The sequence below is a fragment of the Parvularculales bacterium genome, from assembly GCA_036881865.1.
Lineage (GTDB): Bacteria > Pseudomonadota > Alphaproteobacteria > JAPOUT01 > JBAJNM01 > JBAJNM01.
Map to the genome: position 1 here is coordinate 50140 of JBAJNM010000002.1, position 18612 is coordinate 68751.

Sequence of the window (18612 nt, forward strand, 5' to 3'; positions counted from 1 at the left end):
AATACAGGTAATATGAACGTTTATTCGCCAGAATCATGGATACCAATTATCGTCTTACCGGAGATTATTCTGGCTTGTGGAGCCATGATTTTGTTGTTGGTCGGCGCCTATATGGGGGGGCGTACGATGTTGCGTGCGATTTCCTATGGCGCGTTAGGGATGTTGGCGCTGACAGCGGCTGTTTTACTGGCTTTGCCTGCTGAGCGGATTACAGCCTTTGGTAATGCTTATGTTATGGATGGTTTTGCCTGGTTGATGAAACTTCTGGTGCTGGCAGCCTCCGGTGCGGCTATTGTTATTTCTTTGGCATGGCTTGAAGAGGAAAAAGCGGAACAGTTTGAGTTCCCCATTTTGATTTTAATTGCCACCATTGGCATGTTCATGATGATCTCGGCCAATGACCTTATTGCCATGTACATGGGGCTTGAATTGCAAAGCCTTCCTCTTTATGTGCTAGCCGCTTTTCAACGGGATTCGGTGCGTTCTACAGAATCTGGTTTGAAATATTTTGTTTTGGGGGCTTTGTCATCAGGTATGCTGTTGTATGGCTGTTCGTTGGTTTATGGCTTTAGCGGGACAACGGGTTTTGATAATTTAACTGCCACTTTGAATGCACACGGGGGGTCGGCAGGGCTTACGGTAGGGTTGGTATTTATTTTAGCAGGTCTGTCTTTCAAGATATCAGCCGTACCGTTTCATATGTGGACACCGGACGTTTATGAAGGTGCCCCCACACCTGTTACCGCGTTTTTCTCCAGTGCGCCAAAAATTGCAGCTATGGCATTATTCATGCGGGTCGTTATGGACGGGTTTTTTCCCTATGAAAATAACTGGCAGCAGATAGTTATTCTTGTCTCTGCCCTATCTATGATATTGGGCGCTTTTGCCGCTATTGGGCAAAGCAATATAAAACGTCTGATGGCATATAGTTCTATTGGGCATATGGGGTTCGCTCTGGTTGGTTTAGCGGCAGGCACACAAGTAGGGCTTCAGAGCGTTATTGTTTATCTAGTTATTTATATGATTATGAACATTGGGACTTTTTGTTGCATCCTTGGGATGCGACATAGGGAGGGGGCAACAGAAGACATCAACGATCTTGCGGGTCTGGGTCAGCGTCAACCCGTGATGGCGTTTTATCTTTCTGTGTTTATGTTTTCGCTGGCGGGCATTCCACCTCTTGCGGGGTTTTTTGCTAAGTTTTACGTTTTTTTAGCGGCCATAGGAGCAGGGCTGTATGTTTTGGCCGTTCTTGGGGTTTTGGCAAGTGTTGTGGGAGCGTTTTACTATCTTCGTGTTATCAAAATCATTTGGTTTGATGAGCCAACTGAAGATTTTGTTAGCCCAATGCCGCGGGAGATAAATTTTTTGATCGCAGCAATGGGAATACTGACCATCGTTTTTGTTCTTTACCCTGCGGTTATTCTTGTTCCTGCAGATACTGCAGCAATTGCTTTGTTTGTGCCATAATGAGTGTGCCTGATTTTGGGCATATGCCGGCAGGATATAATCTGCTGTATAGAGAGACTCTTGATAGCACCAATGAGGAGGCTCTTCGCTTAGGGCAGGCGGGAGAGGAGGGGCCGTTGTGGGTTGTGGCACGACGGCAAACGGCGGGACGGGGGCGTCGCGGACGGGCGTGGACCTCGCCGGAAGGAAATTTGATGACCAGTCTGTTACTCTCTTTATCTGTTACGCCTATTGTTGCAGCACAATTATCATTTGTTGCCGGACTTGCAGTTTACGATATGATCGTAGAGTTATCGAGAGGGAAAAAAAATGTTGGTTTAAAGTGGCCTAATGATGTTTTGTTGGCGGATAAAAAAATAGCTGGTATTTTGCTGGAAGCATCAGGCACGGCAAACAAACGAATGCGTCTGATAATAGGCATTGGTATTAATCTGGTTCACTATCCGAAAGACACACCTTATCCGGCGGCATCTGTTGCCGCTTTTACAGGAGAGATTCATTCCATCAGTCAGGTACTACCTCTATTAGCACACAAGTTTTCTGTGCGGTTTCAGGAGTGGATTTATGGAGAAGGGTTTGAAACTACCCGTTTGGCATGGCTTGAGCGGGCAGCTGGCGTAGGGGAGAAGATAGAAGTGCGGTTACCTTCAACCATTCATAAGGGTATTTTTGCGGGATTAGATGAGCAGGGAGCCTTGATGTTGGCTCAGGGGCGGGGGAGAGTGTGTTCTATTCCGGCGGGGGATGTTTTCTTTCCAACACCATTAAAGCGTGATGCTTTATGATGGTTAAAAAGAAACAAAAATCAATCGACGAGTTAATCTTTCTTCCTTTGGGGGGTGCCGGAGAGATTGGTATGAACCTCAATCTTTACGGCTTTGGTCCGGAGCACGACCGACGCTGGCTTATGGTGGATTTAGGAGTCACCTTCACTCGCGGAGAGCCACCGGGGATTGACGTCATTACTCCCGATATCAGTTTTATTGAAGAAAAACGGGATGATTTAATGGGGCTTGTACTTACTCACGGGCATGAGGATCATATCGGGGCTGTGCCTTATTTGTGGTCTCATCTGAAATGTCCTGTTTATGCGACCTCGTTTACGGCCTCGTTGGTGAAAGGTAAACTTGTTCGTGAGGGGTTTGAAGAGGAAGCCGCAGAATATCTTCATGTTCTTCCCTTGAAAGGATCGCTAAACCTTGGGCCATTTGATATTGAATTGGTAACGCTAACGCATTCTATTGCCGAGCCGAATGGTCTTTTGATACGCACACCGTTGGGGAATATTTTTCACACGGGCGATTGGAAAATAGATCCTGACCCTCTGATTGGTGAGGCTATTGATGAAGATGCTCTCGGTAAAATAGGGGTGTCGGGGATAAGGGCATTGATTTGCGATTCAACCAATGTTTTTGAAGAGGGGGTAGCCGGTTCAGAAGCCCAAATATTTAATGGGCTTTACGATTTAGTAAAATCTTGCACGGGACGCGTTGCTGTAACCACTTTCGCATCTAACATTGCGCGTCTTGGCACTATTGCGGAGGTTGCCAAGGCATGTGACAGGCACATTGTATTGGCGGGGCGTAGCATGCATCGCATGGTGGAAGCCGCACGGCAAAATGGATTTCTTACCAATGTACCCAAGTTTATAGAAGAGCATGAAGCACGGACTTTGCCGCCGGAGACAGTTTTGATTTTATGTACCGGCTCTCAAGGCGAGCCGCGGGCTGCTTTGATGCGTTTAGCGGAAGACAAACATCCCAGCTTGCGCTTAGAGGAGGGTGATACGGTTATTTTCAGCTCCCGTTCTATTCCCGGCAATGAGGTTGATATCAGTGATATGAAGAACATGCTGGTAGAACGTGGTATTGATATTATTACCAATCGGGGAGGAGAGATTCACGTATCCGGCCACCCTTGCAGGGATGAGTTGACCCACATGTATAGCTGGATCAAGCCGCAAGTGGCTATTCCCGTTCATGGCGAAGCCCGCCATTTAGCGGAGCACGCACGTCTGGCCCAAAGTTTGCAGGTTCCTGAGGTGATAACGGCCCGTAATGGCGATATGGTGCATCTTGCACCTGACAAGGCGCACATTACAGATCAAGTGCCTTACGGGCGGATTTATGTAGATGGTGATCTGTTGGTATCCGACGGTGACCCAGCGCTACATGCCCGTCGAACTTTGGCCAATGCCGGTGTGGTATTTGTGGCATTAGTCCTCAATAAAAAGGGGCAGTTGATTGAAGAGCCGGATGTTCACGCTCTGGGGCTTCCTGACGGCGAGAGCGATGAACTGCCGGTGCGGGATATGGCCCGACAGGCAGCGCGGGAAGCGTTGGCCTCCCAGGGGTTTAAAAAGGTTTTGTCGCCGGACCGAATTGACGAGCGTCAAACAGGACGTATCAAAGACTTGGTGAGGCGGTATATAAGACAGGCAATTCAGGACTATTGGGGCAAGAAGCCGCTTATTGAGGTGAGTCTTGTTATAGTATAGTGGTAGGAAGAACAGGAAACGAGAGGAGGCATACTCATGATTGGACGATTAAACCACGTAGCGATTGCTGTCCCTGATATTCAGGTGGCGGCTGAGATATACCATAATACGCTGGGAGCCAACGTATCGGAAGCTCAGCCACAACCGGACCATGGTGTGACTACTGTTTTCGTGAAACTCCTTAATACAACCATTGAACTCATAGAGCCTTTGGGGGATGCCTCGCCTATCAAAAGGTTTTTGGAAAAGAATCCCAAAGGCGGGATGCATCATCTCTGCTATGAGGTTGACGATATACTTAGTGCCCGCGATGAAATGATTGAGAAGGGTGCCAAAATCACCGGTGATGGTGAACCAAAGATTGGTGCTCATGGCAAGCCGGTTATTTTTATGCATCCGGAAGGTTTTTGCGGCACTTTGATCGAGCTGGAGCAGGCGTAACAGGAGCGGGCGTCGTGGATTTAGTGTTGGCACTGGTTCTGTTTTGCATTACCTGGTCTGTTATCTTTTTTGCTGTTCTGCCATGGGGTATTACCACCTATGGCGATGCGGGAAGTGTTGAGACAGGCATGGCGGAAAGTGCACCTATACGTCCTCGCATTGGGTTTAAGGCAGTCTTGACGACAATCGTGACGGTATTTGTATGGGGGATACTGCTGGCTATTATCTATTGGTGGCCGGAGATTCGGGATTCCGTCAGTTTTCTGGCGAATCTTGAAAGAATATGGGAATAGAGAAGTCGTTATGCGTCTATCGCGTTATTTTTTGCCGGTGCTAAAGGAAGATCCTGCAGAGGCGGAAATTATATCTCACCGGCTTATGTTAAGAGCCGGTTTGGTACGCCAAACCAGTGCAGGCATTTATGCCTGGCTGCCTTTAGGATTGCGAGTTTTAAAAAAAATTGAAGATATTGTGCGCGATGAGCAAACGCGGGCCGGAGCACTTGAAGCTCTTATGCCTACCATACAGTCAGCAGATTTGTGGAAGCAATCAGGTCGCTATGATGGCTATGGTCGGGAGATGCTTAGGATTACGGACCGTCACGACCGGGAAATGTTATACGGGCCAACAAACGAAGAAATGATAACGGATATTTTCCGGAATGCGGTACGTTCTTATAGGGATTTGCCGGTTAATCTGTTTCATATTCAGTGGAAATTTCGCGATGAGATACGTCCCCGTTTTGGTGTTATGCGGGGGCGGGAGTTTCTTATGAAGGATGGCTATTCTTTTGATGTTAATGCTGAAGAAGGTCAACGTTCTTATCATCGCATGTTTGTTTCTTATCTACGAACTTTTGATAGACTTGGACTGAGAGCTATTCCCATGGTTGCAGAAACCGGCCCCATCGGGGGTGATATGAGCCATGAGTTTATTATCTTAGCGGATACGGGAGAGTCCGAGATTTTTTGTCACGGGGATCTCCTGAGTATGCCGGCACCTGATGCATCGGTTGATTATGATGGTGATCTTAAGCCTATTATAGAGAACTGGACTTCCCTTTATGCAGCGACTTCAGAAAAACATGACTCCGCCCGCTTTGAAGCCAACGTACCATCAGACAAACGTATTAAAGCACGGGGGATAGAGGGAGGGCATATTTTCTTCTTTGGCGATAAATACTCCAAGCCCATGGGTGCCGAGGTCGTATCAACTGATGGAAAGCAGGTGGCGGTGCAAAGCGGCTCTTATGGTATTGGCGTTTCCCGTCTGGTCGGAGGTATTATTGAAGCCTGTCATGATGATAAGGGTATCGTTTGGCCCGAGTCTGTTGCACCGTTTTTGATTGGTCTTGTTAATCTTAAAGCAGGGGATGAAGATAGCGATTCCGTATGTGAACGACTTTACCGGCGCATGAGTGATGCCGGGGTGGAGGTTCTTTATGATGATACGGATGAGCGGGCCGGTGCCAAGTTTTCCACGATGGATCTTATTGGTTTACCCTGGCAAATTATCGTTGGTCCCCGTGGGTTAGCAGAAGGGGTGGCAGAGTTAAAGTGCCGGGCAACGGGTAGCAGTGAAATTTTAATTCCGGATGATATACTTTCTCGTTTCATAAATTAATTGTGAGAGTGAGAAAGTTCCGTGATATCTAATGACATCTAAAACAAGCACACGCCCTTTTTCTGCTTTTGAATGGTCTGTGGCTCTGCGTTATTTGCGGGCGCGGCGTAAGGAGGGGTTTATTTCAGTTATTGCGTGGTTTTCGCTCATCGGCATTGCACTGGGGGTGGCAACGCTGATTATAGTCATGGCGGTGATGAACGGTTTTCGAAGTGAACTTTTAGGCCGCATTCTTGGTGTTAACGGTCATATTATGATCTATGGCGTGGAGGGGCGTATACCGGATTATAATCCACTTATTAAGCAAGTTCAGGGGGTGGACGGTGTTATCGGTGCCGTACCTGTCGTTGAGGGTCAGGTACTACTTGCAACAGCGACCCATACTCAGGGGGTGTTGGTGCGTGGTATGCGGGAAGATGATTTGCGCTCTCTACCTCTTATTACCGATAACATCGTGGGCGGTTCTCTGAATGATTTTGATATAGGGAATGGTGTTTTAGTGGGCGCGCGTCTCGCCAAATCATTAAGAGTTAATGTTGGGGATAACGTGACCCTTTATGCACCACAAGGTACCTCAACACCTTTCGGAACTATGCCACGGGTAGGGAATTATCCTATCACGGGTCTGTTTGAGATAGGGATGTCCGACATTGATGGTGGTTTCATCTATATGTCCCTTGAGGAAGCCCAGTCGTTTTTTAATGCAGGAGCCTCAGCAGGCCGGGTGTCTGTCATGATTGATGATCCGGATCAGGTGAGTGTTCTCAGGGCCTCTATTGGAGAGGCAGTGGGTCCAAATTATTTCTTATCTGACTGGAAGCAGGCCAACTCAGCTTTATCCAGCGCTCTTGAGGTAGAGCGCAACGTTATGTTTCTCATCCTGACACTGATTATTGTCGTTGCCTCCCTGAATATTATATCGGGGCTTATCATGTTGGTGAAAGATAAGGGGCGGGATATTGCCGTTTTGCGCTCTATGGGGGCGACGCAAGGCATGATTATGCGTATTTTCTTTCTGGCCGGCGCCAGTATTGGTATCACCGGATCCGTAACCGGTTTTATTCTTGGGGTTACGTTCTGTCTGAATATAGAAACACTGCGCCAGTGGTTATCGCAGCTAAGCGGTACGGAGATTTTCTCTCCCGAAGTTTATTATTTGAGTAGTTTGCCCGCCGAGATGGACCCGGTGCAAGTCTTCTGGATTCTCACCATGGCTCTGGGACTTTCTTTTATGGCGACTCTTTATCCGGCCCGCCGCGCTGCCCGTTTAGACCCGGTTGAGGCTTTACGTTATGAATGAGGGTGATGAGCGGGTTTTGGAGTTAACCCATGTTGCTCGTACCTATATGCAGGGCGCGCAGACTTTGCCTGTCTTTGAAGATATTTCGCTTAATCTGAACAAAGGTGAACTGGTGGCTTTAGTTGGGTCATCAGGGGCGGGCAAGTCATCTTTGCTTTATATTGCAGGGTTGCTGGAAAAACCCGATAGCGGTGAGGTTTCTATCCTTGGGGAGGCAACAAGAGGGCTGGGGGATCAGGTCCTGAGTTATATCCGGCGTGAACGGGTGGGTTTTGTTTATCAATTTCATCACTTGCTGGATGAGTTTACGGCGCTGGAAAATGTTATTATTCCTCAACGCTTAGCCGGAAAAAACCGGCAAGAGGCGCGCCTCAAAGCGGCTGATTTACTGGCGGATATGGGGCTGGGAGAGCGGCTGGATCATCGTCCGGCGCAACTTTCCGGCGGTGAGCAGCAGCGTGTGGCCATAGCACGCGCTTTGGCCAATGACCCTGTTCTTTTGCTGGCTGACGAACCAACCGGCAACCTGGACCACAAGACGGCTTTGTTGGTCTTTGAGCAGTTGCTGGCCCAGGCGCGGGAGCATGGGGTAGCCACTATTATTGCAACCCATAATCTGGAACTGGCCGCCCATATGGACCGTACATATACGCTTCATGAGGGAGTTTTGCAAGAATCTCCCGTTAATTGCTAATAAACTAATTCAGGAGGAAAAATATGTCTGAACTCGTCTACATCCTGACAAATCCAGTAATTCCCGATCTGGTAAAGATCGGCCGGGCAACAAATCTTGAAGAACGATTGAAGGATTTATCCCGTCCTTCTGGTGTCCCTGTACCTTTTGAGTGCTATTACTGTTGTGAGGTTGAGAACGCTTCGGACATTGAGAAACGTCTTCACTTCGGACTTGGGGATCACCGTATCAATCCTAAGCGGGAATTCTTTCGGATCAATCCTGAAAGGGCGAAAATTCTCCTTGAGGGATGGGCAATTAGAGAGGTGATCCTTGAGAAAGATGTTGTTGATAGTCAGGAAGAACAGGATTCCCTTAATCGTCAGCGTTCAATACAACCCGCCTTTACCTTCTCAATGGTAGACATTCCCATCGGATCTAAATTGACATTTCTCCGAGATGAGACAAGAGTATCGACGGTAACCGGAGAGCGTGAGATTGAATATGAAGGAGAAAAGGGTTCTCTCAGTAAATTTGCCCTAAATATACTCGTGACGCATTTTGGTAAAATAGGGACTGCCTGTAGGGGACCTGATTATTGGGTGTTTGAAAATGAAACCTTAACGGAAAGACGGATTCGTATGGAGACCTCGTCGAGCTGATGGGCAAAATGAGTTAGATTGAAGCACTACCGGAGCTATCCCTGAGCGGATAGAGGGCCCCGTTTAGATATTAGCTTATGCTATAAACAGGTCCTGATAATACAGGCTAACATGCACAGATTGGACAAGGGCTAAAACCGGTGACAGGGCTAGTGGAAAGAAATACTGATAGTGAAAATGGTACACCATCAAGCACAGCCTCGAATCACATACCGGCCGTAATTGAGACTACGGAAGATAAAAAATTAACATCGCCTGAATTTATTCACTTAAAAGTTCATACGGCTTATTCTCTTTTGGAAGGAGCGGTCCGGATTGATAAGATTGCGGATTTGTGTGAGCAAGAAAACATGCCGGCGGTGGCTGTCACGGATAGTGATAATCTGTTTGGGGCTCTGGAGTTTTCCGAAACTCTGGCAAGCAAGGGTATTCAACCCATAATCGGGTGCTCTTTGAGTTTCTATGATAATCAGGAAGAAGCCACCGATTCTACCCATACCGTTTATGGAAAAGAAATGCCCGTTCTGGTCTTTATGGCGACCAATGAAACCGGCTATCAAAACCTTGTAAAACTGGCCAGCAGGGCCTATCTGGCGGAGAGCGACCATGTGCAAAAGCCGCATATCAGTTTTGAAGATTTGCATGCGTATGAAGAGGGACTTATTTGCCTAACGGGCGGTAAGGGGGGGCCGCTTAATCTTCTTTTGGAGCAAGGCCAGCGTCCGGCAGCGGAGGTCATGTTAACCCGATTATCAAACCTATTCGGTGACCGGCTTTATATAGAAATACAACGCCATGGTCTGCGGGAAGAAGCACAAGTTGAAGACTCCCTCATAGGGCTTGCCTATGAACATGATATTCCTCTGGTGGCTACGAATGAGGTTTATTTTACCACTCCCCAAGATTTTGAATCTCATGATGCACTGATCTGCATCGCTGGAGGGTCTTATATGGTGCAGGAAGACCGCAGACGTCTGACGCCCTTGAATCATTTCAGGGGAGTTGGAGAAATGACGAAATTGTTTGCGGATATTCCTGAAGCTCTTAGCAATACGGTTGAAATCGCCCGGCGATGCAGTTTTCGCCCTGAAACCCGCGCACCTATGTTACCACGCCTGGCCGGCACTCTGGAAGAAGAGGCAGAGGCCTTACGCCAACAGGCCAGGCAAGGGTTTGAAGAGCGTTTAAAAGACCTCACCCTTGTTGCAGAGGAGAGTGTGTACCGGGAGCGGTTGGAATTTGAGTTGGATGTTATTATTAAAATGCAATTTCCGGGGTATTTTCTGATTGTTGCCGATTTCGTGCAATGGGCACGTAAAAAAGGCATTCCCGTGGGGCCCGGGCGAGGGTCCGGCGCCGGTTCTCTGGTAGCGTATGCCCTGACTATTACAGATCTGGATCCTCTGCGTTTTAATCTTCTCTTTGAGCGCTTTTTAAATCCGGCACGCATCTCTATGCCGGATTTTGACATTGATTTTTGTCAAGAGCGTCGTGACGAGGTCATTCGTTACGTTCAGGAAAAATATGGCAAGGACCGGGTTGCTCAGATCATTACTTTCGGAAAATTACAAGCCCGCGCCGTTATGAGAGATGTAGGGCGGGTTCTGCAAATGCCTTATGGTCAGGTGGACCGTTTGTGTAAAATGATACCTAACAATCCTGCCAATCCGGTTACTTTGACGGAGGCTATTGAGGGCGAGCCACGCCTTCAGGAAGCACGTCGCGAGGATGAGTTGGTGGAAAGAATGTTAAACATCAGCCTCAATCTGGAGGGTTTATACCGCCACGCTTCAACCCATGCGGCGGGGGTGGTGATTGGCGAGGGGCCATTAGAAAAATTTGTACCTCTTTATAGAGATCCCCGCTCTGACATTCTGGTTACTCAATTCAATATGAAGTGGGTAGAACAGGCGGGGTTGGTTAAGTTTGATTTCTTAGGCTTAAAGACTCTAACTGTTTTGGAAAAAACAATGGGGCTTTTGCGGGAGCGGGGTACAGATATAAAACTTGAAACTATTCCGCTGGATGATGCCAAAACTTACAGCATGTTAAGCCGGGGGGATACGGTAGGTGTGTTTCAGCTGGAAGGAACCGGGGTTCGCGATACATTACGGCGCATGGGGGTGGATCGCATAGAAGAGATAATTGCTCTTGTGGCTTTATACCGCCCGGGCCCGATGGATAATATTCCCAAATATATTGCCTGTAAGCATGGCCGCGAAGATCCTGACTATTTGCATCCCTCACTTGAGTCCATTTTACGAGAGACATTCGGCGTTATTATTTATCAAGAGCAGGTCATGCAGATTGCCCAGAAATTGTCGGGTTATACCTTAAGTGAAGCCGATATATTGCGCCGTGCCATGGGTAAAAAAATACGTTCTGAAATGAATAAGCAAAAAAAGCGGTTCATATCGGGTGCGGTGGAAAACGGTGTTGATGAAAGGAAAGCGGAATCCATTTTTAATTTGGTCAATAAGTTTTCCGGTTATGGATTTAATAAAAGCCATGCCGCAGCGTATGCATTGTTGGCTTATCAAACAGCATGGATGAAGTGTCACTATCCGGCGGAGTTTTTGGCCGCATCGATGACCCTTGACGTCAATAATACCGATAAATTAAGTGTCCTGCGGCAAGAGGCCGAGCGGATGAGTATTTTGGTTTTACCACCCTCTGTCATCATTTCTGATGATGTGTTTACAGTGACCGAAGACGGTAACATTGCCTATGCTTTGGGTGCCATTAAAAATGTCAGTCGAGGAGCAATGGCGGATTTGGTGGCAAATCGTCAAGAGCAGGGACCGTTTCAAAATCTATCAGATTTTGCAAACCGCCTGGATGCCGGCCGTCTGAATAAGCGGGCTATAGAAAGTCTAGCTCAGGCGGGGGCGTTTGATGTACTTCATAATAACCGTGCGGAAGTATACGGTAGTGCAGACCGTATCCTGAGCCTATCCGCACGTGCTGCCGAGAACCGCCGTAGTCGGCAGCAGCAATTGTTTGGTGAGGGTGATGATGCCGTAGATGAACTTACCCTGCCTGAGAAGGAAGACTGGTCTCAAGCGGAGCGGTTAACGTATGAAAATCAGGTTATCGGTTTTTATCTGTCTGGTCATCCGCTGGAAGATTATGGGGTCTTTCTAAAAGATGAACAAATCATGACGTATAGCGAGTTGGCAGAGAGTACGGTGACACAAGGAAAAATTGCCGGTGCCGTAAAGGCCGTTCGGGAACGCCGAGCTAATAAAGGTAACAGATATGCTTTTGTTGAACTTTCTGATTTGTCTGGAGAGTTTGAGGCGGTTGTTTTCTCGGAGGCTCTTGAAAAAGCGGGAGACATTTTGGAGGCCGGACGTGCTGTGGTCCTTTATGTGGATATTGACCGGGAGGGGGAGGACATACGCCTTCGGGCACGCTCCATCCGCGCGTTTAATGACATGGTGAGTGATAAGGTTGATGATTTGCGTATTTTTATCAGTGTAGAGGCTGCCATACAGGAAATTGAAGTATGTTTGAGTAAAGAAACCGGTAAAGGGCAAGTTTCCCTTGTTGTGCTATGTCAAAATCCGGATATGGAGGTAGAACTCACTCTGCCTGGTGGTTATGCCGTAACTCCTGAGAGATGCCGTGCTCTTAAAGCAATAAATGGTGTTGAGGCGGTGCAGGATATACCAGTTCCTAATTAACCGGAGGGAGAACTGTGAGAAGGGGAGTTGCAAAACGGAGCATTTTTTCGTATATGGGTACTATTCCACACGCGGGCTAAGGCATGTTCTGTGAGAGACAGGGGTGGCTTCCGGTGCGGTGCTTTTTTCAGGTCTTTGGCTGATTAAGAGAGAAGCGCTGACATGGTTTGCGGAGGTATAACCGGAGTAAGGAGATAAAGGCATGGCTTTGCCTGATTTTACGATGCGCCAACTGCTGGAAGTAGGCGCCCATTTTGGTCATCAGAAACATAGATGGAACCCACGTATGGCACCTTATCTGTTTGGGGTGCGCAACAATATTCATATCATTGACCTATCGCAGACCGTGCCCTTATTGCATCAGGCTCTTGTGGCGGTGCGGGACGTGGTTGCGGGCGGTGGCCGTCTTTTGATGGTAGGGACTAAACGTGTAGCTTCTCAACCGGTGATGGGGGCGGCTAAACAGTCGGCTCAGTATTATATTAATCACCACTGGCTCGGCGGTACGCTAACGAATTGGCAGACGATTACCAATTCCATCAAGCGGCTGGTTGAATTGGAGGGTATTCTGGAAAAGACGTCCGAGTCAGGCCTGACCAAGAAAGAACTTTTGAACCTCACCCGTGAGCGTGATCGTCTGGAGCGGGCGCTAGGGGGCATTCGGGATATGGGTGGTGTACCGGATATGATCTTTATCATTGATACCAATAAGGAAGAAATTGCTGTCAAAGAGGCGCAAAAATTGGGTATTCCTATTGTTGCTATATTGGATAGCAATTCAAATTCCGATGGTATTGCATATCCTATACCGGGCAACGATGATGCCAGCCGTGCGGTAGGGCTCTATTGCGATTTGATCGCACGAGCGGCGATTGATGGCTTGTCCATGAACCAGAGCGTTCTGGGGGAAGACCCGGGGAGTGCTGAAGACCCGATTGTTGAATCTTTGCCCTCTGATGAGGGCTCTCAATCTCCGGCAATGCCACAGGTAGCAGAAATATCAGGGTCGATAACACCTGCTACTGCAGAGCAGGGAAAGGGGTAGTTGCCATGGTGTCCGTACAAACGGTTAAGGAACTGCGGCAAAAAACCGGTGCAGGGATGATGGACTGCAAGAATGCCCTTAAGGAAAACAACAACGATATGGAAGCTGCTATAGATTGGTTGCGTACGCGAGGATTGGCAAAGGCGGCGAAAAAAGCGGGTCGTACTGCCGCAGAAGGGCTTATTGGCGTGGCGGTTGAGGGTAATCGTGGGGCTATTGTTGAAATTAATGCAGAGACGGATTTTGTTGCCCGTAACGAGCAGTTTCAGAATATGGTAACACTTGTAGTCCAAACGGCTCTTGATACCAGCAGCGATACGGAGACTCTCCTTGGGAAAACGATTAGTCAGGAAAATACAATCGTAAGCGATTATGTTGCCGGTACGGCAGGCTCTATTGGTGAAAATATATCACTGCGGCGCTCAACCTCTCTAGCCGTTAAGGAGGGTGTTGTCTGTTCTTATATCCATAATGCCGTAGGAGATAATCTGGGCCGCATTGGCGTTTTAGTAGCTCTGGAGTCATCAGGAGACAAAGAGCAGATTTCACAGATAGGCCGGCAGATTGCCATGCATATTGCAGCTGCGTCTCCTTTGGCACTGACTATTGAGGATATAGACCCCTCCCTTGTTCAAAGAGAACGTGCTATTTTGTTAGCGGAAGCCCAAGAGTCTGGTAAACCCGAAGGTGTCATAGAAAAAATGGTAGAAGGGCGGATGCGTAAATTCTACCAAGAGGTTGTCTTGCTTTCGCAAACCTTTGTTATTGATAATGAACGCACCATCGAAATTTTTGTGAAAGATGCTGCTAAGGATTGTAGAGCGCCGATCACCCTTACAGGGTTTGCACGTTATGCGCTGGGAGAAGGGCTTGATATTGAACCCGGTAAAGATTTCTCCACAGAAGTTGCGGAAGCCGTTTCAGGGTCGCGATAAATATAATTCATGGCCCCTCACCCACTATACCGGCGTGCTCTTCTCAAGGTTTCCGGTGAAGCCCTTATGGGGGAGATGTCATTTGGTATTGATCTTGCTGTTGTTTTTAGAATTGCAGAAGACATAAAACAGGTCTTGGCTGAAGGGGTACAAATTTGCCTTGTTATTGGGGGAGGTAATATATTTCGGGGGTTATCCGGTGCAGCAGAGGGTATGGAGCGTGCCTCGGCTGACTATATGGGCATGTTGGCAACGGTTATGAACGCTCTGGCGGTACAGAATGCTCTGGAGCGTATGGGGGCTCCCACCCGTGTTCAATCAGCAATTCCCATGCAAACTGTTTGTGAGCCCTATATTCGCCGACGGGCTATACGTCATATGGAGCAGGGACGAGTGGTTATTTTTGCGGCCGGAACAGGCAATCCATTTTTTACCACAGATACGGCAGCTGCTCTTCGGGCTGCCGAAATGGGGTGCGATGTCTTGCTTAAGGGAACCCACGTTGATGGGATATATTCCAGAGATCCTGATAAACATAGCAATGCTAAACGATATAACACTCTTACCTATCAGGATGTATTAGCGCAGGATTTACGAGTTATGGATGCCTCTGCTATTGCTCTGTCACGGGACAATAATATTCCTGTCATTGTTTTTTCTATTGAAGAAGAAGGTAGTTTTTTGAAGACTATTACGGGACAGGGCAACTATACACTTGTATCCTCCGGTTAAGTGCCGGTAGCTAAAGTGGAGAGAGATGATGGCTGATAAGAATGGTGCACAAGAGTTAGACGTACAAGACATGGAACGGCGCATGTCGGGAGCTGTTACCAGTTTGAAGGGGGAATTAGGAGGCTTACGTACCGGACGTGCATCAGCAAGCCTTCTTGAGCCGGTGATGGTGGAGGCTTACGGGCAAACTATGCCCATAGCTCAAATGGGTACGGTGAGTGTTCCCGAACCTCGTTCTTTGCTAATTCAGGTCTGGGACAAAGGACTTGTAGGGGCTGTGGAAAAAGCAATTCAAAATGCTAATTTGGGAGTTAATCCTATTATAGATGGTCAAAATGTCCGTGTTCCTATTCCTGACCTTAATGAAGAAAGACGACGGGAACTGGTTCGTCTGGCGGCCAAATATGCCGAGCAGACACGGGTGGCTATTCGTAACGTACGCAGGGATAGTATGGATTCGCTTAAATCTCTGGAAAAAGATGGTCATATTGGTAAAGATGACGCCAAGAAACTTTCGACGGAAGTTCAAAACGCAACAGATCGTTTTGTAAAGGAGGTTGATAGTTTATTGCATGAGAGAGAACAAGAGATAATGCAGGTTTGAGGGAGAAGTGGGGTAAAATATGGGAATATCTAATGCCATAGCGGATTATCCCGCCACATTAAAAAAAGAGTGCCATAAAGATCATCCCAGCCCTCAGCCGGAGAGTAGTGCCTCCCTGCTTCAGCACCTCGCCATTATCATGGATGGTAATGGCCGTTGGGCTTTGCAGCGCAATCTACCGCGTTTGGCGGGTCACCGTAAGGGTATTGAAACGGTAAAGTCCGTGGTGCAAACGGCGGCAGATTTAGATATCCGTTATTTGACCCTTTATGGCTTTAGCATTGAAAATTGGAGCCGTCCGGTTATGGAAGTTAATGCCTTAATGGGCTTATTTCGCTTATATTTATCAGAAAATCTTAAAACATTACACGAGAAAAATGTGCGCCTGCGGATTATCGGCGAACGGACTAATTTGCAACCCGATATTGCAGAGCTGATTGAAAAAGCGGAAGAAAAAACCCGCCATAATAATAGCTATTTTCTGACTATTGCCTTTAATTATGGAGGCCGCCGTGAAATTGCGGGAGCGGCCCGGCAGATTGCCCATGCCGTAGCAAAAGGACATTTGGCCCCGGAGAACGTAACGGAAAGCCTGTTTGGCCAATATATGCAGACCGTTGACTTACCCCCTCCTGACTTAATTGTCAGAACCAGCGGTGAACAGCGCCTGAGCAATTTTCTGCTTTGGCAGAGTGCTTATGCCGAATTGATGTTTACAGATAAATTCTGGCCGGATTTCACCTCAGATGATTTAATTGCTCTCGTTGGCGAATACCAAAAGCGCGAACGCCGTTTTGGAGGACCATCCGCTGACCGGGGAGCGCTTGATGACGGATGCCTATAAGGGGGACATTCTAACCCGCATTATAACTGCTGTGCCTGCCATAGTACTGGCACTGCTGTGTACGTGGTATGGAGGGGCGGCATTTACGGCTTTGGTGATCTTTGCCGGATTGCTGTTGGTGTATGAAGGATGGACTTTGGCCCGCTCCAGAGCTGACTCCAGAGTCAGCATTGCTCCTTTGGTTGTTTTATCTCTCGTCCTTGTGCTGGCGGTATGGCTTGTAAGTTTAGGTTTGCTGGTCGCTTTGTTGATGATAGTGGGTGTTGGGCTCCTGACTTTAGCGTGGAGCACTCTAACAGGGCGTGGATTTTTATTTGTGGCCTTTCTCATCTGGCTGATTGTGCCACTAACGATCATGCTATGGGTGCGCGATGATGCACAATGGGGGTTGATAACGGTTGTGGCTTTATTTGCGGTGAGTTGGTTGTCAGATACGGGGGCTTATTGTGCAGGTCGGCTGATTAGGGGGCCACGATTGGCTCCCCGCTTATCTCCTAATAAAACATGGGCGGGATTGATGGGAGGGATGATAGGGGGAATTATCGCAGCAATCATTATAGGCCTTTGGGTTATAGGATACATGGGGATATCCGTAAGCCTTACCAGTTTGGCCATTATGGGAGCCTTAAGCGCTGTTTTGGGTCAGACAGGGGATATTGTAGAATCCGCTTTGAAGCGGTGGGCAGGGGTTAAGGACTCCGGAAAGATTATGCCGGGTCATGGAGGATTGTTTGACAGGGTAGATGGTTTGCTCTTTGTAACCCTTGGTGCCGGTTTGATAGCTCTGTGGCGCTTTAAGGAGCCCCCTGTTTCCGGAATCTTATTGTGGCCCTGAACATGGCGAACATGTCTCCGCAGAGCAAGCGGCGGATCTCTATTCTGGGGTCTACAGGGTCTGTAGGCTGTAGCACATTGAAATTGATTGCCGAACAGCCGGAACTCTATTCCATTGTAACGCTTACAGCCCATCAAAACATAAAATTGCTTATAAAGCAGGCGCTGGATTTCCAACCGGAGTGTATTGTTATCGGAGACGCCTCTTTTTATGACACGGCCAAAAGAGAATTAGCAGGAAGCAATATTGAGGTAACCGCCGGACGAGCGGCTCTCCTAGAAGCTGCTAGTATGCCTGTGGAGTGGGCAATGGTAGCCATTGTTGGGGCGGCGGGTATTGAAGTGACGCTGGCCTGTATTCGACAGGGGTGTTATGTGGCGCTAGCCAATAAAGAATCTCTTGTATCGGCAGGACATTTGCTTTTAGCGACAACGCAAGAGACAGGTGCGACGATTCTGCCAGTTGACTCTGAACATAATGCCATTTTTCAGATACTGAATGAAACCAATAAAGAGCACATAGAGGGGATTACTCTGACGGCTTCAGGGGGACCGTTTCTCACTTTTGACAGGGAGGAATTAGCACGGGTAACGCCTGCTCAGGCAGTTACCCACCCAAACTGGCGTATGGGAGCTAAAATATCGGTTGATTCGGCTACCATGATGAATAAAGGGTTAGAACTCATTGAAGCCCAGAGGCTTTTTTCGGTTAAGCCTGAACAATTAGACGTTCTTATCCATCCTCAATCGGTGGTTCACGGCATGGTAAAATATGTTGATGGGTCAATATTGGCGCAGATGGGTGTTCCTGACATGCGTATTCCTATAGCCCATACTCTGGCCTGGCCCCGCCGCATGAAAACCTCTACAGGACGTCTTGATTTAACCCAGGCCGACTCATTAACATTTGAGCCGGTTGATTATGAACGCTTTCCGGCGCTTAAATTAGCACAGGATTGCTTGCAAATGGGGGGCGGGACTACTACTGTTCTGAATGCCGCCAATGAAGTAGCAGTTCAGGCATTTTTGGAAGGTCGCATCAATTTTATAGCGATTGCCAAACTTGTCGGGGATGCGCTTGAGCAAATGGATAAAATGAATTCACCGATGATTAGAGAAATGCCCTCTACTTTGGAGCAGGTTATGTCTCTGGATACGGAGGCTAGGAGATTGGTCGAAGAGTTAATTAATAATAATCAGACAATAAAAAAATTGATAACGAAAGTAGAAGCGAAGAGCAAATATTAGGCGGATATTATGGACATT

General features: G+C 47.9%; 17 protein-coding genes. All 17 read left to right on the forward strand.

What is annotated here, in order from left to right; translation table 11 throughout:
* Positions 1 to 12: 12 nt before the first annotated feature.
* Entirely contained in the window at positions 13 to 1470 is a 1458-nt protein-coding gene (gene nuoN, locus V6Z81_01005; GenBank protein MEG9861074.1) for an NADH-quinone oxidoreductase subunit NuoN, read from the forward strand.
* Positions 1470 to 2255, forward strand: coding sequence for a biotin--[acetyl-CoA-carboxylase] ligase (locus V6Z81_01010; GenBank protein MEG9861075.1), 786 nt, complete (start codon positions 1470 to 1472; stop codon positions 2253 to 2255). Before nuoN ends, V6Z81_01010 begins: the two co-directional genes overlap by 1 nt.
* Positions 2252 to 3967, forward strand: coding sequence for a ribonuclease J (locus V6Z81_01015; protein MEG9861076.1), 1716 nt, complete (start codon positions 2252 to 2254; stop codon positions 3965 to 3967). Before V6Z81_01010 ends, V6Z81_01015 begins: the two co-directional genes overlap by 4 nt.
* A 36-nt stretch (positions 3968 to 4003) precedes the next feature.
* Entirely contained in the window at positions 4004 to 4408 is a 405-nt protein-coding gene (gene mce, locus V6Z81_01020) for a methylmalonyl-CoA epimerase (GenBank protein MEG9861077.1), read from the forward strand.
* A gap of 14 nt (positions 4409 to 4422) precedes the next feature.
* A complete protein-coding gene (locus tag V6Z81_01025; GenBank protein ID MEG9861078.1) occupies positions 4423 to 4701 on the forward strand; it encodes a DUF1467 family protein in 279 nt (92 codons plus the stop codon).
* Positions 4702 to 4711: 10 nt separating this feature from the next.
* Entirely contained in the window at positions 4712 to 6031 is a 1320-nt protein-coding gene (locus V6Z81_01030) for a proline--tRNA ligase (protein MEG9861079.1), read from the forward strand.
* 31 nt (positions 6032 to 6062) lie between these two features.
* The gene (locus tag V6Z81_01035) at positions 6063 to 7331 is read left to right on the forward strand and encodes a lipoprotein-releasing ABC transporter permease subunit (GenBank protein ID MEG9861080.1); all 1269 of its coding nucleotides are present in this window, start codon (positions 6063 to 6065) and stop codon (positions 7329 to 7331) included.
* Positions 7324 to 8025 carry an ABC transporter ATP-binding protein gene (locus V6Z81_01040; protein ID MEG9861081.1) on the forward strand — a complete coding sequence of 234 codons (702 nt, stop codon included), beginning with the start codon at positions 7324 to 7326 and terminating at the stop codon, positions 8023 to 8025. Before V6Z81_01035 ends, V6Z81_01040 begins: the two co-directional genes overlap by 8 nt.
* A 23-nt stretch (positions 8026 to 8048) precedes the next feature.
* The gene (locus V6Z81_01045) at positions 8049 to 8666 is read left to right on the forward strand and encodes a GIY-YIG nuclease family protein (protein ID MEG9861082.1); all 618 of its coding nucleotides are present in this window, start codon (positions 8049 to 8051) and stop codon (positions 8664 to 8666) included.
* 140 nt (positions 8667 to 8806) lie between these two features.
* Positions 8807 to 12352 (forward strand): DNA polymerase III subunit alpha, encoded by a 3546-nt coding sequence (gene dnaE, locus V6Z81_01050; protein ID MEG9861083.1) that lies wholly within the window; start codon positions 8807 to 8809, stop codon positions 12350 to 12352.
* A 202-nt stretch (positions 12353 to 12554) separates the two neighbouring features.
* The gene (rpsB, locus tag V6Z81_01055) at positions 12555 to 13397 is read left to right on the forward strand and encodes a 30S ribosomal protein S2 (GenBank protein MEG9861084.1); all 843 of its coding nucleotides are present in this window, start codon (positions 12555 to 12557) and stop codon (positions 13395 to 13397) included.
* A gap of 5 nt (positions 13398 to 13402) precedes the next feature.
* The gene (gene tsf / locus V6Z81_01060; GenBank protein MEG9861085.1) at positions 13403 to 14332 is read left to right on the forward strand and encodes a translation elongation factor Ts; all 930 of its coding nucleotides are present in this window, start codon (positions 13403 to 13405) and stop codon (positions 14330 to 14332) included.
* Positions 14333 to 14341: 9 nt separating this feature from the next.
* Positions 14342 to 15064, forward strand: a complete 723-nt coding sequence (gene pyrH, locus V6Z81_01065; protein ID MEG9861086.1) for a UMP kinase — start codon at positions 14342 to 14344, stop codon at positions 15062 to 15064.
* 25 nt (positions 15065 to 15089) lie between these two features.
* Positions 15090 to 15668 carry a ribosome recycling factor gene (frr, locus tag V6Z81_01070; GenBank protein MEG9861087.1) on the forward strand — a complete coding sequence of 193 codons (579 nt, stop codon included), beginning with the start codon at positions 15090 to 15092 and terminating at the stop codon, positions 15666 to 15668.
* 19 nt (positions 15669 to 15687) lie between these two features.
* Entirely contained in the window at positions 15688 to 16512 is an 825-nt protein-coding gene (locus V6Z81_01075) for an isoprenyl transferase (GenBank protein ID MEG9861088.1), read from the forward strand.
* On the forward strand, positions 16496 to 17347 hold the full coding sequence (locus V6Z81_01080) for a phosphatidate cytidylyltransferase (GenBank protein MEG9861089.1): 852 nt from the start codon (positions 16496 to 16498) through the stop codon (positions 17345 to 17347). The genes V6Z81_01075 and V6Z81_01080 overlap by 17 nt, the downstream gene beginning before the upstream one ends.
* Before the next feature lie 11 nt (positions 17348 to 17358).
* A complete protein-coding gene (locus tag V6Z81_01085; GenBank protein MEG9861090.1) occupies positions 17359 to 18594 on the forward strand; it encodes a 1-deoxy-D-xylulose-5-phosphate reductoisomerase in 1236 nt (411 codons plus the stop codon).
* Positions 18595 to 18612 lie beyond the last annotated feature (18 nt).

Bases quoted from the DNA above. Each gene is read 5' to 3' on its own strand.
- nuoN (MEG9861074.1), top strand. From the start codon at position 13: ATGAACGTTTATTCGCCAGAATCATGGATACCAATTATCGTCTTACCG.
- V6Z81_01010 (MEG9861075.1), top strand. From the start codon at position 1,470: ATGAGTGTGCCTGATTTTGGGCATATGCCGGCAGGATATAATCTGCTG.
- V6Z81_01015 (MEG9861076.1), top strand. From the start codon at position 2,252: ATGATGGTTAAAAAGAAACAAAAATCAATCGACGAGTTAATCTTTCTT.
- mce (MEG9861077.1), top strand. From the start codon at position 4,004: ATGATTGGACGATTAAACCACGTAGCGATTGCTGTCCCTGATATTCAG.
- V6Z81_01030 (MEG9861079.1), top strand. From the start codon at position 4,712: ATGCGTCTATCGCGTTATTTTTTGCCGGTGCTAAAGGAAGATCCTGCA.
- V6Z81_01035 (MEG9861080.1), top strand. From the start codon at position 6,063: ATGACATCTAAAACAAGCACACGCCCTTTTTCTGCTTTTGAATGGTCT.
- V6Z81_01040 (MEG9861081.1), top strand. From the start codon at position 7,324: ATGAATGAGGGTGATGAGCGGGTTTTGGAGTTAACCCATGTTGCTCGT.
- V6Z81_01045 (MEG9861082.1), top strand. From the start codon at position 8,049: ATGTCTGAACTCGTCTACATCCTGACAAATCCAGTAATTCCCGATCTG.
- rpsB (MEG9861084.1), top strand. From the start codon at position 12,555: ATGGCTTTGCCTGATTTTACGATGCGCCAACTGCTGGAAGTAGGCGCC.
- tsf (MEG9861085.1), top strand. From the start codon at position 13,403: ATGGTGTCCGTACAAACGGTTAAGGAACTGCGGCAAAAAACCGGTGCA.
- pyrH (MEG9861086.1), top strand. From the start codon at position 14,342: ATGGCCCCTCACCCACTATACCGGCGTGCTCTTCTCAAGGTTTCCGGT.
- frr (MEG9861087.1), top strand. From the start codon at position 15,090: ATGATGGCTGATAAGAATGGTGCACAAGAGTTAGACGTACAAGACATG.
- V6Z81_01075 (MEG9861088.1), top strand. From the start codon at position 15,688: ATGGGAATATCTAATGCCATAGCGGATTATCCCGCCACATTAAAAAAA.
- V6Z81_01080 (MEG9861089.1), top strand. From the start codon at position 16,496: ATGACGGATGCCTATAAGGGGGACATTCTAACCCGCATTATAACTGCT.
- V6Z81_01085 (MEG9861090.1), top strand. From the start codon at position 17,359: ATGTCTCCGCAGAGCAAGCGGCGGATCTCTATTCTGGGGTCTACAGGG.